This is a genomic window from Methanosarcina horonobensis HB-1 = JCM 15518 (assembly GCF_000970285.1).
GTDB classification, from domain to species: domain Archaea; phylum Halobacteriota; class Methanosarcinia; order Methanosarcinales; family Methanosarcinaceae; genus Methanosarcina; species Methanosarcina horonobensis.
In genome coordinates this window covers 3,656,022-3,673,665 of the sequence record NZ_CP009516.1, presented here as the reverse complement: position 1 = coordinate 3,673,665, position 17,644 = coordinate 3,656,022, and the positions used below count along the sequence as shown (strand labels likewise).

General features: G+C 41.6%; 20 protein-coding genes. 13 read left to right on the top strand and 7 right to left on the bottom strand.

Features of this window, described 5'->3' with window-relative positions:
* Window positions 1-95 precede the first annotated feature (95 nt).
* The 3 genes from MSHOH_RS16045 to MSHOH_RS16040 all read right to left on the bottom strand — a co-directional run bounded on the left by MSHOH_RS16045 (window position 96) and on the right by MSHOH_RS16040 (window position 3,772).
* Complete coding sequence (locus tag MSHOH_RS16045) at window positions 96-2,111, bottom strand: serine hydrolase domain-containing protein (protein WP_052730895.1); 2,016 nt, start codon at window positions 2,109-2,111, stop codon at window positions 96-98.
* A 37-nt stretch (window positions 2,112-2,148) separates the two neighbouring features.
* On the bottom strand, window positions 2,149-2,319 hold the full coding sequence (locus tag MSHOH_RS24400) for a hypothetical protein (RefSeq protein ID WP_162197650.1): 171 nt from the start codon (window positions 2,317-2,319) through the stop codon (window positions 2,149-2,151).
* 121 nt (window positions 2,320-2,440) lie between these two features.
* Window positions 2,441-3,772 carry an MFS transporter gene (locus MSHOH_RS16040; RefSeq protein WP_048141142.1) on the bottom strand — a complete coding sequence of 444 codons (1,332 nt, stop codon included), beginning with the start codon at window positions 3,770-3,772 and terminating at the stop codon, window positions 2,441-2,443.
* A 1,174-nt stretch (window positions 3,773-4,946) separates the two neighbouring features.
* Here MSHOH_RS16040 and MSHOH_RS25345 point away from each other — a divergent pair.
* Both MSHOH_RS25345 and MSHOH_RS25340 read left to right on the top strand, forming a co-directional pair.
* Entirely contained in the window at window positions 4,947-5,081 is a 135-nt protein-coding gene (locus tag MSHOH_RS25345; RefSeq protein WP_239451394.1) for a methyltransferase domain-containing protein, read from the top strand.
* A gap of 12 nt (window positions 5,082-5,093) precedes the next feature.
* Window positions 5,094-5,384 (top strand): hypothetical protein, encoded by a 291-nt coding sequence (locus MSHOH_RS25340; protein WP_052730893.1) that lies wholly within the window; start codon window positions 5,094-5,096, stop codon window positions 5,382-5,384.
* Between the two features lie 31 nt (window positions 5,385-5,415).
* On the opposite strand, the gene MSHOH_RS16030 is transcribed toward MSHOH_RS25340, so the two are convergent.
* On the bottom strand, window positions 5,416-5,742 hold the full coding sequence (locus MSHOH_RS16030) for a DMT family transporter (protein ID WP_048141141.1): 327 nt from the start codon (window positions 5,740-5,742) through the stop codon (window positions 5,416-5,418).
* A gap of 312 nt (window positions 5,743-6,054) precedes the next feature.
* Here MSHOH_RS16030 and MSHOH_RS16025 point away from each other — a divergent pair, with 312 nt between their 5' ends.
* From MSHOH_RS16025 to eif1A (MSHOH_RS23010), 7 genes are all read left to right on the top strand, one after another.
* A complete protein-coding gene (locus MSHOH_RS16025) occupies window positions 6,055-6,279 on the top strand; it encodes a CxxC-x17-CxxC domain-containing protein (protein WP_082089503.1) in 225 nt (74 codons plus the stop codon).
* Window positions 6,280-6,605: 326 nt separating this feature from the next.
* The gene (locus MSHOH_RS16020) at window positions 6,606-6,830 is read left to right on the top strand and encodes a CxxC-x17-CxxC domain-containing protein (RefSeq protein ID WP_048141137.1); all 225 of its coding nucleotides are present in this window, start codon (window positions 6,606-6,608) and stop codon (window positions 6,828-6,830) included.
* 573 nt (window positions 6,831-7,403) lie between these two features.
* Window positions 7,404-7,727, top strand: coding sequence for a translation initiation factor eIF-1A (gene eif1A, locus MSHOH_RS16015; protein WP_048141135.1), 324 nt, complete (start codon window positions 7,404-7,406; stop codon window positions 7,725-7,727).
* Between the two features lie 319 nt (window positions 7,728-8,046).
* Complete coding sequence (locus tag MSHOH_RS24750; protein ID WP_204245338.1) at window positions 8,047-8,190, top strand: hypothetical protein; 144 nt, start codon at window positions 8,047-8,049, stop codon at window positions 8,188-8,190.
* Window positions 8,191-8,510: 320 nt separating this feature from the next.
* Window positions 8,511-8,714 carry a CxxC-x17-CxxC domain-containing protein gene (locus MSHOH_RS16010; protein ID WP_082089384.1) on the top strand — a complete coding sequence of 68 codons (204 nt, stop codon included), beginning with the start codon at window positions 8,511-8,513 and terminating at the stop codon, window positions 8,712-8,714.
* Window positions 8,715-9,083: 369 nt separating this feature from the next.
* Complete coding sequence (locus MSHOH_RS16005) at window positions 9,084-9,308, top strand: CxxC-x17-CxxC domain-containing protein (RefSeq protein WP_048141133.1); 225 nt, start codon at window positions 9,084-9,086, stop codon at window positions 9,306-9,308.
* A 252-nt stretch (window positions 9,309-9,560) separates the two neighbouring features.
* On the top strand, window positions 9,561-9,911 hold the full coding sequence (gene eif1A, locus MSHOH_RS23010; RefSeq protein WP_082089383.1) for a translation initiation factor eIF-1A: 351 nt from the start codon (window positions 9,561-9,563) through the stop codon (window positions 9,909-9,911).
* A 24-nt stretch (window positions 9,912-9,935) separates the two neighbouring features.
* Here eif1A (MSHOH_RS23010) and MSHOH_RS15995 read toward each other — a convergent pair whose 3' ends face one another.
* The 3 genes from MSHOH_RS15995 to MSHOH_RS15985 all read right to left on the bottom strand — a co-directional run bounded on the left by MSHOH_RS15995 (window position 9,936) and on the right by MSHOH_RS15985 (window position 14,554).
* Window positions 9,936-11,303, bottom strand: a complete 1,368-nt coding sequence (locus MSHOH_RS15995; protein ID WP_239451393.1) for an aspartate ammonia-lyase — start codon at window positions 11,301-11,303, stop codon at window positions 9,936-9,938.
* 64 nt (window positions 11,304-11,367) lie between these two features.
* Window positions 11,368-13,002 carry an acetolactate synthase large subunit gene (locus MSHOH_RS15990; RefSeq protein ID WP_048141128.1) on the bottom strand — a complete coding sequence of 545 codons (1,635 nt, stop codon included), beginning with the start codon at window positions 13,000-13,002 and terminating at the stop codon, window positions 11,368-11,370.
* A 187-nt stretch (window positions 13,003-13,189) separates the two neighbouring features.
* The gene (locus MSHOH_RS15985; RefSeq protein ID WP_048141126.1) at window positions 13,190-14,554 is read right to left on the bottom strand and encodes an NAD-dependent succinate-semialdehyde dehydrogenase; all 1,365 of its coding nucleotides are present in this window, start codon (window positions 14,552-14,554) and stop codon (window positions 13,190-13,192) included.
* Window positions 14,555-14,822: 268 nt separating this feature from the next.
* Between MSHOH_RS15985 and MSHOH_RS15980 the strand changes: the two genes are divergently transcribed.
* From MSHOH_RS15980 to MSHOH_RS24025, 4 genes are all read left to right on the top strand, one after another.
* The gene (locus tag MSHOH_RS15980) at window positions 14,823-15,179 is read left to right on the top strand and encodes a hypothetical protein (protein ID WP_048141124.1); all 357 of its coding nucleotides are present in this window, start codon (window positions 14,823-14,825) and stop codon (window positions 15,177-15,179) included.
* 648 nt (window positions 15,180-15,827) lie between these two features.
* Window positions 15,828-16,217 carry a hypothetical protein gene (locus MSHOH_RS15975; protein WP_048141122.1) on the top strand — a complete coding sequence of 130 codons (390 nt, stop codon included), beginning with the start codon at window positions 15,828-15,830 and terminating at the stop codon, window positions 16,215-16,217.
* Window positions 16,218-16,766: 549 nt separating this feature from the next.
* Entirely contained in the window at window positions 16,767-17,258 is a 492-nt protein-coding gene (locus MSHOH_RS15970; protein ID WP_048141120.1) for a cupredoxin domain-containing protein, read from the top strand.
* A 181-nt stretch (window positions 17,259-17,439) separates the two neighbouring features.
* Window positions 17,440-17,583, top strand: a complete 144-nt coding sequence (locus tag MSHOH_RS24025; protein WP_158024210.1) for a hypothetical protein — start codon at window positions 17,440-17,442, stop codon at window positions 17,581-17,583.
* The last annotated feature ends 61 nt before the right edge of the window (window positions 17,584-17,644 follow it).

Sequence of the window (17,644 nt, the reverse complement as noted above, 5' to 3'; positions counted from 1 at the left end):
AAATAATTAGGAAGTTTCTGAGTACCAAGCACTTTCCCCCTCGACAAGTGTATGAACTCTAGAATTGGTCAAATTCCCGTCGGCATGAGATTAAATTAGAGCTTGAACCCAAGAAAATTCCAGTTATTCAGCCACCAGACAAACGCCAGCAGAGCCAGAACCACAAGACTGTAATGAATTCTTGCAGAAAGATCCCAGTAGCTATTTTTCCATGCAAGGACTGCGAATGCAACAGAGCTAAGTGCTAGAATTGCAGCTATCAGGGCGATTGCCAGGAGGACTATTAAGAAGGTAGTGATAGAGTATAGGAATTCTGCATCTTCTGGCTTAGCCAAAAAAAGAGATATTAATCCCACCAGGAACAGAAAGTTAATCATGCTGGCTCCACCTGCAAACAATCTGGCAATTGTGGCAGGCTTTTTTGGCTTCCAAGGGGAGCGCTTGGTAATCAATCTCATCGGCCAGATAAGCGTCGACAAGAATAGGAGAATGCAACCTCCCAACAGGGAAAGATTAATATTGATATCATCGTGCCAGGGCACTTTCTCATAGGCAGTCGTGGGATTCAGTTTCATGAAGAGATAATTGATATGACCCTCGCTATCTTTGCCGAAGACCAGCCCGTCCCGGGAAGGCAGACCATCAGCGGGAATGAAAGTCAGCGGTTTTACCTCTATCCATTTTTTTGACCCCTGGAATAGCTGGGAAGTTATCAGAGTATCATTCGGGCCTGGAGATACCCTTACCTCCTGGAAGAGAGAGGCTAATTTTTCGAAATTGGTGTAGGCGCTCCTTGTTGGGCGGTAGCTTCCAGCAAAGAGGCCTGCATTCTGTTCAAAGCCGGAGATGGGTTCATGTACTGAGGAAAGAGGCAGTGGATAGTAATAATCCATAAAAACCTGCCATAGCTCGTTGACGGCTGATTCGCTAGCCTGTTCGTTACAGGAAATAAACAGTCCAAGTTGGCTTTCGGGTATCAGCACCAGCTGGGTATGGAACAGGATAGTGTCGCCCCCATGCCCTATAACTCTCGGTTTGTCCGGATTCATCTCCAAGAACCCGTATGCTATGCCGCTAACTCCGGGATCGTTTTTGAAGAGACTGCTGTGCATTTGCTGTGCCGTATCCTCCTGCAGTATACGGCTATTGCCATACTTTCCGTTTTGAAGATGGGCAATCATGAATTTTGCCATATCCTCTGAGGTGGAACTCATAGAGCCTGCCGGCCATACCTGCAAGTATTCAAAAGGCTTTGCTATGTAAGCGTTGTCCTCATAAACATATCCATTGGACATGTTCGAAGCCAGCCTGGATGGTAGGGGCTGGTCGAATGTTGTATTGTTCATGTCCAGCGGAAGCAGGATATTCTGTTCCACATACTTATCAAATGGCATTCCCGATGCCTGCTCAACAATATATGCAGCCAGGTCAGAGCCATAGTTCGAGTAGGCGGTTAGTTCTCCAGGAGGGCGCACTCGAGCAGGCATTTCTTTTTTCAGGTACTCGTCCAGCGGCATGATATCAGTTGAACTGCGCACAAAAACACGTCCTCCAATGGCTAAATCCTCGAAGCCCGATGTATGGGACATGAGATTCTTGAGGGTAATAGGCCTGGAATAGGTAGAAGGAATCTGAAAGTCCTTGAGATATATGTTAACATCGGCATCAAGATCCAGCTTTCCCTGTTCAGCAAGCTGCATTACTGCTGTCCATATGAAGAGTTTGCTGACAGAGCCTACACGGAAGAGAGTTTGATTTCCAGCTACTTGCTTGCGTTCATCGATATCGGCATAACCATAGCCCTTGGCAAAAATGACCTGTCCATCTTTGACCACAGCTACGGTTGCTCCGGGAATATGATGGGCCTTGAGCTGTGTATTTACGGCCCCGTCCATAAAGACCTCTAGCTCTCCTGAATCAGTAGGACCGCTAAAGTTTGAAGCAACAACTGAATTTATAGGAAAAGCAGATGCCGAATTGAGGGTCAGGAAAATAATTACCAGACCAAGGATAAGGATGTATGCATTTCTTCCCGGATTAATTGCCGAGTGTCCCGGTGAATGAGTAGTCAAATCTATGCCGTAACTGTGGTAATTCCAATGCTTTATCATCCACACCATTTGTTAATTTGGTAAGCCAATATAATATTTATATGAATAAGTAATGATCGGTATTTTTAGCTGTTATATTACAGAAGAAAGGAAGCACGGGTGAAGAGGTTTCCATCCCGAATTGTGCTCCAGAGTCACAGAAAATCGAAGATTTTCTGAGGGTTACGACGTAACCGCAGCCGTATCCTGTCCTTTTCGCTGTGCTCAAAAAGACTAAGCTGCAATATTACCCTTTTTCCTTGTTTTCCGTGATTATATACTCTGGATTTAGTTTTTCCGTGCCCGTTTTGTAGGTCCAATTATTTTTGGAAGATTCGGTTGAAATTTTCTCAATTGCCATTTCTTTCCGCTTTTATTCTTTCGATTCTTATAAGCCTGAATGAAAAGAAAACTACAAGATATATTATTGCAGCTGCTATCAGGAAGGAGATCACTCCCAGCTGCGTATAAAGCAGGCCTCCTGCAAGAAGCCCGATTATGCTTGCAAGGCTGCTTGTGCTCATGGCGAATCCCTGAACAGATCCCTGGTATTTTTTTCCTGCAAATTTAGAGAGGATAGAGAGAATGGAAGGCCACATGATCCCGTTCCCGAAAGCAAAAAAGACAGCTGCTAAGTATAAGAGGAAGAGGTTTCCGGGAACTATCAGGATGAACTGAAGGCCCAGAATGAAGCCGCCGACAACAACCAAGATTGATTCTCTATATTTCTTTGCAAGCTTTGCAAGGACGGGGCCCTGCACAAACGCCATAAGTGCACTAATTACGGAAAAGTATATGCCCAGTTCGGCAGGGCTCCATTGAAGGGCAACAGCAGCAAAGACCGGGAATGCAGTATAATATATATTGAAGCCAAGGAAAATAAGAAAATAAACAATGAGCATAAAAGGGATGTATTCAAGTTTGAAAGCCTCGCTAAATTTTATTTTACTCCCCCCTTCAACCTCATAGCATTCTTTCTGTTCCTGCCCAAGTACTTTTCTGATGCCTGCGGATTCTGGGTATTCTTCAATAGCGCAGGGACGGGAATCAGGGAGCAGAAAAAGTACGATAAAGGTTCCTATGACAGAAATAAGCAGGGCTACGGACACGGGCAAAAGTTCGCCATAAATGGTTGTCCCAAGGATTCCGGCAATTGCAGGGCCAAAGACATATCCTAGGTTTGAGGCGACAGACATCCTTCCGTAGTTTTTATTTCTCTCTTCTTCTGAAGTGAGATCAGCAAGATAAGCGTTAGCAACTGAAATATTTCCTCCTGTAGCGCCGTCAAGAGCCCTTGCGAAAAAGAGAGCGAACAGAGGAAGAGTAACTGTAAAAGTTCCCAGCATGTCGGATTCTACTTCCAGCAGCGGGATTACAGGAAAGAACAGGGCAATAAGAAAAATAACCCATGCAAGAAGAGTTCCAACCTGGCTCAGCAGTAAAATCTTCTTCCTTCCGTAAAGGTCAGACCACCTTCCGAGAACGGGAGCTCCAATAAGCTGGAAAGCAGGGTAAGTGGATGCAAGAATGCCGTAAATAAGAGCGTTGCCTCCATAGTCAGTTACAAGGTATACGAGAAAAGTAAGTATGATGCCGAACCCGAGGGTTCCGATAAATGTTATGGTATATAGAGGAAAAAGTGCTTTTCCATCTGCTGAGGAAGTTTCCGAACTCGGTTCCATCAAAAGATACTATGCTGGTTCTGTGCCTTATACTATTTCTTTTCCAGAATCTCGAAAGTTTTGATGTCTGGATGTTTTCAGATTGTTCGAATAATATGAATGGAGGTAATTAAAAAGAGTTATTTCTCTCTTCAACTCAATACTTCAGGTTTTTCCCACTAAGCGCAGGTAGTTTATCAGACTATTTTAAGTTTCAAGGCCTGAACCTGAAGGTTAAAGTCTTTTCAGACCTCCAAATCATCTTCGTTGCTATTTACAGCTTATTTTGCACATTTAACGATACTTAGAAGGATGGTGAAGGATCAGGATTTACTTATTTTTTTATAGAACTCTTGTCTGTTAATCGAAGAAATCATATCCACTCTCTATTTATTATAAATTGTGCAGATCTTTTATCAAGGAAAATAAAGCATTATCAAGCTTTAAAAGCATTGAATAGGTAAGGTAACCGAACTATTACAAAAAGTATACTTATATTCTAATTTTACAATATGAGATTCTAGTCCCAAATGGTTTTTCGGATAAAGCGAAACTAAAAGCTTTGAAACAACCTGCTGGGATTAAAAGATCTTTAAAACTGTGAAGGAAATAAAGGTCTTTAAAAACACGAATGAATAAAGGTCTCAAAAAACAGAGAGGAACAAATCTCCAAAAAGTAAGTACTCCAAAAACATTGAGAAACAAACCTGAATGTTAAGGGCATTTCCATCCTGAAACAGCGGCTTCTGTTGCATCTATATTGATGTCAACGGTCCGATTCCTTCCGGAACTCTGCAGCAGAGGCCGCTGAGTTATCCCGCGAAGATAATATCTTGTGACCTGGACAGGTTGTCACAGGCCAATTGCGGGACTACAACCCTGAATTAAACAGTACTGAGGCGGTGTCAAAGTCTGCTTTAACAGGGTTAACCCTTAACAATAAGCATTTTTCAGGCGACACCTGTAGGGCGGATTCAGGAGTTGCCTGAAATATCTTTATTGATTTCCAGACAATTTACCTACCCCTTCAGTTTTTTAATTTTTTTATTTTTTCCACTTTTTTTCCAGCCTCATGATTTTTCTTTTACTCTATCCTTTGCTCTTTTGCTTGCTTCTCTGGGATATTCGGTAACAGAGATAGATATAAATATTGAAGCAATAAGGCTTTCAGCTTTCAGAAACTGTTGTAAAAAGCCTGGATTCGGATAAGAAGACAGAGGGAAGGGTTAAATTTAAGCTCGGAAATGCTTCTGATCTTCCCTTCCAGGAATCAAGTTTCGATGTTGCAGTCATGCAGGCTTTTTTAACCTCTGTGCCGTCTGCAGGATAGAGTCAGGATAACTTGGGAAGCATTCAGAGTCCTGAAACCCTGAGGTTATCTTTAATAGGAGATGTTGAGTTTATTGCACATCATTTCTCCGAAAAAGAGCTTGTGTTCCTGCTTGTAGACTGCAGTTTTGAGATTGATTATTTCAGGGTTGAAGAGCTCAGTACAAGGACGGGGAACAAAATTTTAGGGTTTGTGTTGTGGCTAAAAACTTTGAAGCCCGAGCTGAGGTCTTCTTTTTGTCAGGAACCGAAGAACTTTAAAATTCCAGCTTATGTCAAAGCTTCAGCTTCGGCTTGTACGTAGTCTTTCAATAAGGTTGTCAGTACCAGGTCAATTATGTTACTTTATCACTCAGGTGAAGCCCGATAACTCCTGCAACTACAACGACAAGAGAAATTGTCTTGAGGGCAGAGGCAGGTTCCCTGAACCAGAAAATTCCGACTATTGTTATAAAGGCAGTCCCCAGCCCTGCCCATACCGCATACGCAATGCTTACATCTATTCCTTTAAGAGCAAGGGTAAAGAAAAAGAAACTGATTGCATAAAATACGAAAATCAAAACTGAGGGAATCAGTTTTGAAAAGCCCTCGGATAATTTCATGCAGGTTGTTCCGCAGACCTCAAATAATATCGCAAGTAATAGTAAATAATAATAGCTCATCAATAGGTTATTTTGTTTCTATTTATAAATCAATTCTCTTACTCATCTCTTTGTTTCTTTCTATTCCCTTTAGTTTACTGGTCAAATTGAAGCAAATAAAGCTTCGGCTTGCCCGGAAAGCTTCTCCTTATACGCCGTTTATTTGAGATAAACTTATATATTATAACGATAGGGTCATATTGGCAGTAAAAATAAAGAATCATATATTCTGTTATTAAAAACTTCATTTTTGTTTTTAATATAAGAATTGTATAGGATCTTATTTTTATGGCAAGCTTAAAGGTATCCGCCATAAGCGGAGGTGAAACAAGAGTGAGTTTTAGTGACAGAGGAAATTCCTTCCGAGGGAGAGATAGTAACCGGGGTGGCTCAAGAGACAGCAACCGCGGAGGTTTCAGAGGCGGTAACAGCGGCCCAAGAGAACTTTACCCTGCAGTTTGCTCTGACTGCGGAGTTGAGACCCAGGTTCCGTTCAAGCCAATTGAAGGAAGACCGGTTTACTGCAGGGATTGTCTTCCGAAACACAGGAAGTTCTAAAATCCCGGAATTCTAACAATTTTCTATTCCAAGCTTTTCTCTGGAGGCCTGATGGGAAGAGGGTTTCCAATCTTACCTATTTATTCTAAGATACAGTTTGTGTACTTCAGCTTCTTTTTATATTTTTTCTAGACAGGATTACCTCTCTATTTTCTAACATTTTATTGATTAACTTTATATATCATAAAAAGATTGTAGAATTAGTAAAAATAATGAGAAATATAATCTGTTATTAAAAACTCCACTTTTGTTTTTAAATAATGAATTATATCCAATCATATTTTTATGATCATGATTTATCCGCTATAAGCGGAGGTGAAACAAAAATGGGTTTTAATGACAGAGGAAACTCCTATAGGGGAAGAGACAGCAACCGGGGCGGCCCCAGAGACGGCAACCGTGGTGGTTTCAGAGGCGGCAACAGCGGCCCCAGAGAAATGCACAAGGTTACCTGTTCTGACTGCGGTGTTGAGACCGAAGTTCCGTTCAAACCAACAGAAGGACGGCCGGTTTACTGTAGAGATTGCCTTCCAAACCACAGAAAGTTCTAAATTTAAACTTCTCTATACAAGGTGTTGTTCTGTAACGTATTACAGCAACACTGCTCCACTTTTTAATCTATGTTTTTGTTTTATTCATTATACTCTGGTGAGGGTATCAACCCTTAATTCCATGAATCTGGTATTGAGCGATAATTACTTAAAGCTGCCACTTAATTTACTAATTAAAGTCATATTTCATTAAAAGATCTTATTTCAGCAAAAATTTATTTAAAGTGTTGATACAATATACAATAATTTTCAAACCTCTTTTTAGGGGATCATGGATTGGGTGGATAGGATCCCTAATAAAGCAATTTTTTGAGGTTTCGGATTTGTAAATTTTTCAGGCCTTTTATGTTTTTTAAGGGTTTTTAATTTCTTATCCGTTTATGAACTTTCAGACTAAAGTACCTGCAGAGAATCGTTAAAGGTAGAAAGGTTCAATACACCATAAGGCATGTCAGAAGAATTTAAGCTACGAATTTGATCAGCACCTAAACTGAACTCTAAATCAAAATTCAAAAACTAAAAATTCAAAATCAAAATAAACGAGGAATCAACCTGGCTAACTATAGAAGCAACATGAGAAAGAGAAGAGAAGGAACAGCAAACGCTGCACCCAGCACTCAGGAAGTGACAAGAGTGCGTACTCCACGTAAGGAGAACCATGAAGTGCTGGCAACGGTAGGCAGTCTTTTAGGTTCAAAGAGAGTCAATTTACAGTGTATGGACGGCGTTGTCCGAATGGGGAGAATCCCCGGATCTAAGAATAAGAAGATGTGGATTCGTGAAGGTGATATCGTAATTGCAACTCCGTGGGAAATTCAGGATTCAAAAGCTGATGTCATCTGGAAGTATACAAGACCTCAAATAGAATGGCTCGAACGCAAAGGCTATCTGAAATAATGGATAAAATTTCGAAATTTAACTAACAAAAAAAATACCTTGATCCAGTTGGTTTTAACCAGCGAAACGGTTAAACCTCTCATCTCCCTCTTTTCAATTATTCTGCATCTATTCGGAGCTATTTCAAGAGTTTTCTACTCTTTTCGTCTCCTGCTTATCCTTTTCAGGCTTTTTACTGTTTCATCTATTATGCCCGGTTTAACACGCATTACACCCATGTTTACAGATAATCTTATTGCCGATTATGGGAGGCTTTTTCTACCATTTCTACTTAAAATCAGAAGATTTGTTAAAAATAAATTAAATCCGGAGAGATTACGTGAAAAAATTTGAATATAAATGTGTTCCAATTCTTAAATTAGGCAGAGGAACTACAGAAGACCTCAACAGATATGGTGCTGAAGGCTGGGAGCTGGTCTGTGTATGGGCTTTCTGGCACTACCTGAAAAGAGAAATTGGATAATTAATGAATCCGTTCCATTGTTCCTGAAGAGTAACTGATTAAAAAGCCAGTGGGGTTTAAATATTAATTGTTTGATTGCAGTAAAGGTATCTGAATGCTCTGATTTAAAATCAGGAGACTTCAGATGAAAAATATTTTATGATTGTTTTTTTAATTTTTATGAGTAAAATTTATATAATTTGACTGTATAGTAGGAGCATTAAAAATAAAGAGACGTATAATCTGTTATTAAAAACTAATTTCTGTTTTTAATCAAAGAGCTCTATACAATCTTATTTTTAAGCAAATGACTATCCGTTGTAAGCGGAGGTGAAAAGAAAATGGCTTTTAATGACAGAAATTCCTTCCGGGGAAGAGACAGCAACCGGGGAGGTTTCGGTGGAGCCCCGAGGGAAATGCACACAGCAACCTGTTCTGATTGCGGCGCTGAGACCCAGGTTCCTTTCAAACCTGATCCCGACAGACCGGTCTACTGCAGGGATTGCCTTCCAAAACACAGGAAGCCCAGAGAGAACCGTTATTAAGTCCGAACTCCACTTCGGAATTCTTACTTTTATAGAGTGTGTCCGTCCTGTCTTATTCCTAGGCAGACGGATCAATTCTTTTTCTACAGGAACTCTTCTTGAGTTTATCCGTTTAACTCACTTCAATCATTACTTTAAGCATAATTTTGAGCTAGAGAAGTTCTGCTCTTAATCCTTCCTGAAATTTTTCTTTCTGTGAATTAACTCTTTAATAGGAAAGTTTATATAATTTGGATGTCATTTTGAAGTCGAAAATAAAGAGACGTATAATCTGTTATTAAAAACTCGCTTTTGTTTTTAATCAAAGAGCTCTATACAATCTTGTTTTTTAACTGATAAATATCTGCTATAAGCGGAGGTGAAACAAAAATGGGTTTTAATGACAGAGGAAACTCCTTCAGAGGAAGAGACAGCAACCGGGGCGGCCCCAGAGACGGCAACCGTGGTGGTTTCAGAGGCGGCAACAGCGGCCCCAGAGAAATGCACAAGGTTACCTGTTCTGACTGCGGTGTTGAGACCGAAGTTCCGTTCAAACCAACAGAAGGACGGCCGGTTTACTGCAGAGATTGCCTTCCTAACTACAGGAAATTCTAACTATAATCGCATTGAGTGTTATTTTTTCAATTAAGTTTGAATAATGCTCGATTCATTTTTCACTTTTTATTTTCCATCCCTTTGTTTTCGCTTCATTTTTCTGCGAACTTGCCTGATCAAGCACTTGAAAATTAAATCCGGGAGATTACTGAGAAAGGCAAAATAAACTGAAAAACACTGATAGGACCAGTAACTATCAGGACAGGCAACTATCAAACAATTAGAAACAAAATCAATAAAGGAGGAATTAATCTGGCTAATTATAGAAGTGTTGTAAGAAAAAGACAATCAGGATCAAACAAACCAGTAAATGCAGGAGATACTCCTGAAGTAACAAGAGTACGCACTCCCCGTAAGGATAAAAACGAAGTCCTGGCAACAGTAGCAAGTTTACTTGGCTCAAAAAGAGTTACACTGCAGTGTATGGACGGGATTGTCCGCATGGGCAGGATTCCCGGCTCCAAAAATAAAAAGATGTGGATTCGTGAGGGTGACGTTGTTATAGCAAACCCGTGGGAAATCCAGGATTCAAAAGCTGATGTCATCTGGAAGTATACAAGACCGCAAGTTGACTGGCTTGAAAGAAAAGGGTACCTTAATTAAGGCCCCTCATATACCTTTTTAATATCAGTTCTTTTTTAATAGTTTTTCAGTTTTTAATAGCTTATCAGCCTCTTCTTTGCTCAAAATTCCTTTCACTATCGCAATATCCTTAACAGGTAATCTTCTGTCCAGGGACTCGTTTGCTATTTCGGCAGCTTTAAGGTAGCCTATTTTAGGGGTGAGAAAAGTTGCCAGGATAGGGTTAAATTCAAGATAGGCTTTGCACCTTTCTTCATGAGCCTGAATCCCTTCTACACAGCGTTTCTGGAAGATTGGCAGGTAACTGGTGAGCAGGTCAATGGACTCAAGGATATTTGAGGTTATTACAGGAGTCATAACATTGAGTTCCAGCTGTCCTGCCTGGGCTGCAAGAGTAACTGCTGTATCATTACCTATAATCTGGAAACCTATCATATCCAGACATTCAGCCATTACAGGGTTGTATTTCCCGGGCATCATGGACGAGCCAGGCTGTACAGATGGAAGCCCTATTTCTGAAATTCCGGTAGTGGGGCCCGCATTAAGGAGTCTGAGATCATTTGCTATCCGTATAAGTTCTATTGCAACTTCCTTAAGAGCCCCCGAAAAAGCTGACAGTTGAGCTCGACTCTGAAGGGTTTCGAAACTGTTGTCTGCCTTTCTTAAGGGCAAATTACAGAGTTCGGAAAGTTTTAAGATTGCCAGTTCTCTATATCCCGGGTTTGTATTCGCCCCTGTCCCTGTTGCAGTGCCTCCAAGAGGAAGCTCCAGGAGATCGTTTCGCCTTTCCTGTATCCGGTGGGAAGCTCTGGAGAGAGCAGCTGCATAAGCTCCGAATTCATCTCCAAGAGTCACAGGCACGGCATCCATAAGGTGAGTCCTGCCGGACTTGGAAACTCTTGAGAATTCGCGCTCTTTTTCCTGAAAAGCATTCGAGAGTGAAGACAGTACATCAAGAAGCCTGTCAGCTGCAAAAATAACAGCTATACAGGAAGCAGTCGGGAATGTGTCATTGGTTGACTGAGCCATATTCACGTGGTCGTTAGGGCTGAGGAAGTCATAATCTCCGCGGCTCCGGCCCATCAGTTCAAGTCCCCGGTTAGCAAGAACCTCATTTATGTTCATGTTAGAAGAAGTACCTGCCCCAGCCTGAAAAATATCTACTGGAAACTGGTCCGAGTACCGTCCGGTCAGGCCTGCAAGCACTTCATCAGCAGCCGCCACAATAGCGTTCCCTCTGTCTCTATCAAGAGCTCCCAGTTCCATATTGGCAAGGGCTGCAGCTTTTTTTATCTGAACATATGCCCTGATAAAATCCGGTCTCTGCCTGTGCCCGCTGACAGGGAAGTTACATAGAGCTCGCTGAGTCTGGACGCCATAATAGGCCTCTTCGGGAACTTCGAGTTCTCCCAGAGAATCTCTTTCAATTCGGGTTTTTAGAGTAATGTATCCACCTCAGAAATACAGAAATTTTTTATCAGAATTTGCACACAAGGTTTCCGAGTTCTATAGAGAAGGTTTCATAGTTTACAGAGTAATCGATAGGGCATTCGATGACCACCAGTTTATTTAGAGAAAAGGCTTTTTCGAGAACCTCTGTCAGGTCATCGGTTTCTTTTACTTTCATACCTGTTACCCCGAAACTTTCAGCAAGGAGTGCAAAGTCAGGGTTTCCGTAATCCAGAGCAAAGTCTTCAAAGTGCATTTTCTTCTGCTTCCACTTAATGAAGCCGAAGGCATTGTCGTTCAGGATAAGTACAACGAGAGGAATCCCGTAACGGGCTGCAGTCTCAAGCTCCTGACAGTTCATCATAAAGCCTCCGTCTCCACAGACGGCAAGTACGCGGCGTTCCGGGTGAAGAAGTTTTGCAACAAGCCCTGCTGAAAAGCCTGCACCCATTGTTGCCAGGGCATTGTCCAGCAGCACTGTATTGGGGGCGTAAGTCTTGTAAAGTCGGGAAAACCAGAGTTTGTATATCCCGTTGTCAAGAGAAATGATATCTTTACGCCCGAGCACCTTTCTCACACTCCGTACAACTTCCTGGGGGAGTGGAGGGTAGCCTTTCCTGAAAGGAGAATTGATTTTTTCTTCAATAAAGGTCCTTGTATTTTCAAAGAAAGGAAACTCCCTCTTTTCCTGAATTTTTGCGGCAAGCTGCCGGATAGAGGAAGCAATATCTCCTATTACTTCTACTGCCGGGTTAAAATATCTGTCAGGCACTGACTCCACAAAATCTATATTTATGATCTTTTTATCCAGATACCTATTCCACAGGTAGGGAGGGTATTCTACTATATCGTAGCCTACGGTTATTATCAGGTCTGCCCCGTCAATTCCGCAGTTTACGTAATCTCTTGCATGGATTCCGGTAGCAAAAAGGCTGTAAAGGCAGTCATCAGGGACAACCCCTTTTCCCATCTGTGTATGCACAAGGTAGATACCGGTCTTTCGGGCAAAATATTCGAGCTCTTCAGTAACTGCCTTTCGGTTAGCTCCGGAAGAAACGATAATAAGAGGGTTTTCGGCTTCGCTGATCATGCTTGCGGCCATTTCAACAGCTTTGGGATCGGGATAGGGAATTTTGATTTCGCTCCGTTTCTGTACAACCGCATCGGTCTCCTCTTCAGCCACATCCTCGGGAAGCTCAATGTGTACAGCCCCGGGCTTTTCGGCTTCTGCATGTTTGAAAGCATTTCGGATTACTGTGGGGATCATCCCGGGATCGAAAATCGATACAGCCTTCTTGCATAGCGGTTCCATAATCCTGACAACATCTACAAGCTGGAAACGGGCCTGCCAGTTGTCTACCAGCGCTTTTTGTCCGGATATGGAGATTAAGGGAGCTCCTATAAGCTGGGCCTGGGCAACACCCGTAACAAGATTTGTTGCTCCCGGCCCGAGGGTTGAAAAGCAGACCCCTGCTTTTCCTGTCAGCCTTCCATAAGCTGCAGCCATAAATGCGGCAGCCTGTTCATGCCTTGTTATGATCAGTTTGATATTCGAGTTTCGCAGAGATTCGAGAAGGGCAAGGTTTTCTTCTCCAGGAAGTCCAAAAATATATTCCACACCTTCCTCTTTTAGCTGGGCAACAAAAAGGTCCGAAGCTTTCATGAAAAACTCCAATTTATTTGATCCGAATTCTTAATCCTGATGTTATTCGACTTTATCCTCAATTTATTTTCTCAATGTTTATTCTTTTAATGGTTTTTGTTTAAGCAAGTTTTTCATCAGTTTTCAATCAGGTTTCTTAATCTGGACTTAGTCCTGCCCTCAATCATTTTTTCCCAGTTACTAGTTTTTATTTATTGACCACGATGGTCTTTATATTCACAAATTCTTTGAGTCCATAATATGAAAGTTCTCTTCCAATGCCGGATTTCTTTGTCCCTCCAAAAGGTAACCTTGGATCGGACTTAACTCTCCCATTGATGGTTACAAAGCCTGACCTGATTCTTTTTGCCAGCCGCTCAGCTCTTTTAAGGTCTGCAGACCATATTTCGGCTCCGAGTCCGAACTCTGTGGAGTTTGCTATTTTCACTGCATCATTTTCATCCTTTGCCATAACCACTGGCGCAATAGGTCCGAAGACTTCCATGTTGAGAACTTTCATATCAGTACTGGCTGCAGGGACAAGGGTCGGCCTGAAGAAATAGCCCTTTTCATACTCTTCTCCGTAAACGTGAGGTTCTGCTCCCTTCTTTTTTGCATCCTTCAGGACTTTCTCAAGGTTGTCTAGAAACTCTTTTTTTGCTACAGGCCCAATATCAGTGTCTTCGTCCATTGGGTCTCCGATCTTCAATTCCTGCATGTGCAGTTCGAATGCCTCAATGAAATCCACAACAACATCCTCAATGACAATAAACCTCTTGGCAGCAATACAGCTCTGCCCGGCATTGAGGAAGCGGGCTCTCACTCCAACCTCTGCAGCCCGGTCTATATCTGCATCCTCAAGCACTATAAAAGGGTCAGACCCTCCAAGTTCCAGCACGAAAGGCTTGATCATCCTTCCGGCAATCTCTCCTATTTCAGAACCGGCTCCCACGCTTCCGGTAAGTGAAACCCCGTCTACAAGATCCTCATCAATGATTTCCATGGCAGTTTTAGCGTCTATCAGCAGGGTCTTAAACACGTTTTCAGGCAGCCCTGCTTCGGTAAAGACCTTCTCTATCTTAAGAGCTGACCCTGGGACATTGGAGGCATGTTTTAGCAGACATACGTTTCCTGCAATCAGAGTGGGCACTGCAAACCTGAAAACCTGCCAGAAAGGGAAGTTCCAGGGCATAATCCCTAAAACAGCTCCCAGGGGCTCATAGGTAACATAGCTCTTTTCGGCTTCTGTTTCTACAATTTCGTCTCTCAGAAACCCTGCAGCATTTGCTACATAATAATCACAGAGCCATGCACATTTTTCGATTTCTGCAAGGGAATGCCTTATCGGCTTTCCCATTTCCTTTGTAATAATCTCGGCATATACCCGTCTGTTTTGCCTGAGCACCTTGGCTGCCCGCGCGATATAAACTGTTCTTTCCTCAACCGAAAGAGAACCCCATCCTGAAAAAGCAGCCCTGGATTTTTCAATCTGATCCTCGCAGTTTCCGAAAGATAATGCATCGTAAGTCCAGTTTATTTCTTCAGTATAAGGGTTAATGGATTTAATTTTCATGCTCTCCCCCCGAAAAAGAGTCCTTTAATTATACTGGAATTTCCGGTATTATAGTTTAATGACGGTCAAACCTTCGAAAGAAAAAGATTCTCTGAATTGCCTTCAGATTCTTTAGATTTCTTCGGATAATTATTCTCTGGATAAATCCAGATCTCATCCGTAGACAAAAAATGAACTAAATAACGGAACTGTGTTCAGAAACTGGCAGTAATAATTATAAAACCAGGATGTTAATTATAAAGCACTCAAATTTACATGGGGGGAAAGTATGAGAAAAGTACTGCTTGTTTTAATAGTTCTGTTAGGCGTATTCCTGGCGATAGGATGTGCAGGTACCGAGAGGCCAAATGAAACAGTAACTCCAGCTGAAGAAGGAACTCCAGTTGAGGCTGTAACTGAAGTTGAAGTAGTAACCGGGGTTGAGGCCGTAACTCCAGTTCAGGAAGTAGTAGAAGTAACTGAAGTCATAGAAGAAACTCCGGTCGAAGAAGTAACTCCGGTCGAAGCAATTACTCCAACTGGAGAGGAAAATCAGACCGAAATCGAAGGCGAAACTCCTGTTGAGGAAGAAACTCCAGCTGGGACAAACAGGACTGGAGTAATTAGAGTGACTCCTACCCAGTGATCAATCATTTAAGAAGTAAGTCAGGACCTTGCCTGATCTATTAATCCTCTACGCTGTACTTCGGTATTACTATGTGAACTTCAAATGCATAGTAATGAATAGCTATAATTACGGTCTTTAGTCCAACAGTCAAAAAAAAATACAAGTTCACATTTACCGGAAAAGGGGACTCTATTATCGTACACAGTTCACCCAAATTTAGTGGTAATTAAGTGGTAATAGAGTATGACAGTGAAGGGCAAAGCCGATACGAAGATGAATGGCAGTCTCAATTAGTGAAACTTCGGAACTCTGGAAATTTCACTTCAACGTGAAAGCTTTTAAAAACGGTTTTACTTTTTTAGGTTAAATTCTATCCTACAATTCTATCCTATTATTCTGTCCTGTTACATTTTTCAGCATCTCTTTTTGGAACATATTTTTTTTGGTTTTTGAAGGTAAAGTCCGAGTGGTAAGTAAATCTTAAACTGACATCTTAAGTTATCTTAAGTTAACATCTTAGGTTGGTATTTAATATTGTCAAGTTTAAGCTCCTTAAGCTCCTAATTAAATCCTGGACCGTAAAAGGAAGTATGTTCAGAAATTAGCAGGAGATATTATAAAATAGAACTATTAATTATAAAGCATTTGATTTCATGGGGGGAAAATATGAGAAAAGCACTGCTTGTTTTAATAGTTCTGTTAGGCGTATTCCTTGCAATAGGATGTGCAGAAGATGGTGCTGAAGAAGAACCAGCTGAAGAAGGAACTCCAGTTGAGGCTGTAACTGAAGTTGAAGTAGTAACCGGGGTTGAAGCCGTAACTCCAGTTCAGGAAGTAGTAGAAGTAACTGAAGTCATAGAAGAAACTCCGGTTGAAGCCGTAACTCCGGTTGAAGAAATGAATGCAACTGAAATCGAAACTGTAACCGAAGAAGGGGGTGCAGTTGAAGAGGAAATTATAGCTGAAGAGGAGATTACAGCTGCAGAGGAAGCAGATACTGAAACTGTAACCACCACAGAAAGGCCCGGAGTAATTCGGGTAACTCCTAGCGAGTGATGAATTGTTTAAGTGATAGTTCAGGATTCTGTCTGATCCATTAATCCTTTCACTATACTCCGGCACTACTATGTAAACTCTCAAGTATATGGCGAAAGTTGTGGCGTCTTAGTTCAACAACCGGAAATGGGAAGCACATTTGCATTTCCATGATAAGGAACTTTGTCCTTGTACTGATTGACCCTAAGGTATAGGGAATAATGGTGAAGGAATAGGGTCATTACAAAGATAAATGGCAATCTCAAGACCTGAAACACCGGAATATGCCGAATATGCTGGAATTGACCGGAAGTCTCACTTCAACTAGAATGCCTTTAAAAACGGTTTTATTTATCAGTTCTTGCTTCATCAGAATTCTGTCATAGAGCAAAAGTTAAAGCAACTCTTTTCCAGCCTTCCTATCCGTAAAAATTCGCATAACAGGCTGTTTCTTTAATTTTTATCTGCAGAGTTTTCCCTGTATTGAGAAAGAACTATGTTCAGAATCTGGTAGGAACTATTATAAAATCAAAAATTAATTATAAATCACTAATTTTGATGGGGGAAAATATGAGAAGAGAATTAGTTATTTTGCTAGTTTTATGCAGCGTGTTCCTGGCAATAGGATGCGCAGAAGATGGTGCTGAAGAACCTGAGCCAGCTGAGACTCCGGCCGAAGAGCTAGTTGATGAAGCCGGAACACCAGTTGAAGAACCTGTAGAGCCGGTCAGAGAAGAGGCAGTTCCAGAAGAAACACCTATACTTCCAGTTCAGGGTGAAATGCCTGGTACTTCCAATGAATCCGGAGTTACCGAGGTATCAATTGTTAATTCTTCCTTTAACCCGGAAACAGTTACAGTATCCGCTGGTGAAACCGTAAGATGGACGAACCTAGACCCGATTGCCCATACAGTTAAAGGTACGGGTACCAGTTTCGGGTCTCCATCCTTGGCACAGGGAGGCTCGTATGAGTTCCTGTTTACAGATCCGGGCACCTATGAGTACTACTGCTCGATTCATCCTTCTATGAGAGGAACTGTGATAGTAGTGGAGGAAGAGTGAAGTCCTGGAGTACTGATCAAGATCTGAGGTTCAAAACCTCCCATTTTCTGGAAATCTTCGCTTAAAGGAAAAAGCTTTAAAAATAGATCTAAAGAGAGTCTTATAACAGAGTCTTTAAAAACGGTTCTTTATTTTCAGTAGAATTTCTCAGTAATCTCTTTTTTTTAATGAGGGAAAAGTAATGAGAAATGAACCTGTTGTTTTCATAACCCTGCTAGGAGTTGAAACTCCCGGAAATATACCTGATCCGACTCCTATAGAGAACCTGACACTCCCTGAACAGGAGCCTCTTCCCGAAGATCCGGCCGAAATACCTGAAACTTAAACCATAACAGTGAAGTGAAAATCGAAGACTTACCTTTAATCCTGATTCTGTTGTGATGATT

Bases quoted from the DNA above. Each gene is read 5' to 3' on its own strand.
- MSHOH_RS16045 (WP_052730895.1), bottom strand. From the start codon at position 2,111: ATGATAAAGCATTGGAATTACCACAGTTACGGCATAGATTTGACTACT.
- MSHOH_RS16040 (WP_048141142.1), bottom strand. From the start codon at position 3,772: ATGGAACCGAGTTCGGAAACTTCCTCAGCAGATGGAAAAGCACTTTTT.
- MSHOH_RS16030 (WP_048141141.1), bottom strand. From the start codon at position 5,742: ATGAGCTATTATTATTTACTATTACTTGCGATATTATTTGAGGTCTGC.
- MSHOH_RS16020 (WP_048141137.1), top strand. From the start codon at position 6,606: ATGGGTTTTAATGACAGAGGAAACTCCTATAGGGGAAGAGACAGCAAC.
- eif1A (WP_048141135.1), top strand. From the start codon at position 7,404: ATGAGAAAGAGAAGAGAAGGAACAGCAAACGCTGCACCCAGCACTCAG.
- MSHOH_RS16010 (WP_082089384.1), top strand. From the start codon at position 8,511: ATGGCTTTTAATGACAGAAATTCCTTCCGGGGAAGAGACAGCAACCGG.
- MSHOH_RS16005 (WP_048141133.1), top strand. From the start codon at position 9,084: ATGGGTTTTAATGACAGAGGAAACTCCTTCAGAGGAAGAGACAGCAAC.
- MSHOH_RS15990 (WP_048141128.1), bottom strand. From the start codon at position 13,002: ATGAAAGCTTCGGACCTTTTTGTTGCCCAGCTAAAAGAGGAAGGTGTG.
- MSHOH_RS15985 (WP_048141126.1), bottom strand. From the start codon at position 14,554: ATGAAAATTAAATCCATTAACCCTTATACTGAAGAAATAAACTGGACT.
- MSHOH_RS15980 (WP_048141124.1), top strand. From the start codon at position 14,823: ATGAGAAAAGTACTGCTTGTTTTAATAGTTCTGTTAGGCGTATTCCTG.
- MSHOH_RS15975 (WP_048141122.1), top strand. From the start codon at position 15,828: ATGAGAAAAGCACTGCTTGTTTTAATAGTTCTGTTAGGCGTATTCCTT.
- MSHOH_RS15970 (WP_048141120.1), top strand. From the start codon at position 16,767: ATGAGAAGAGAATTAGTTATTTTGCTAGTTTTATGCAGCGTGTTCCTG.
- MSHOH_RS24025 (WP_158024210.1), top strand. From the start codon at position 17,440: ATGAGAAATGAACCTGTTGTTTTCATAACCCTGCTAGGAGTTGAAACT.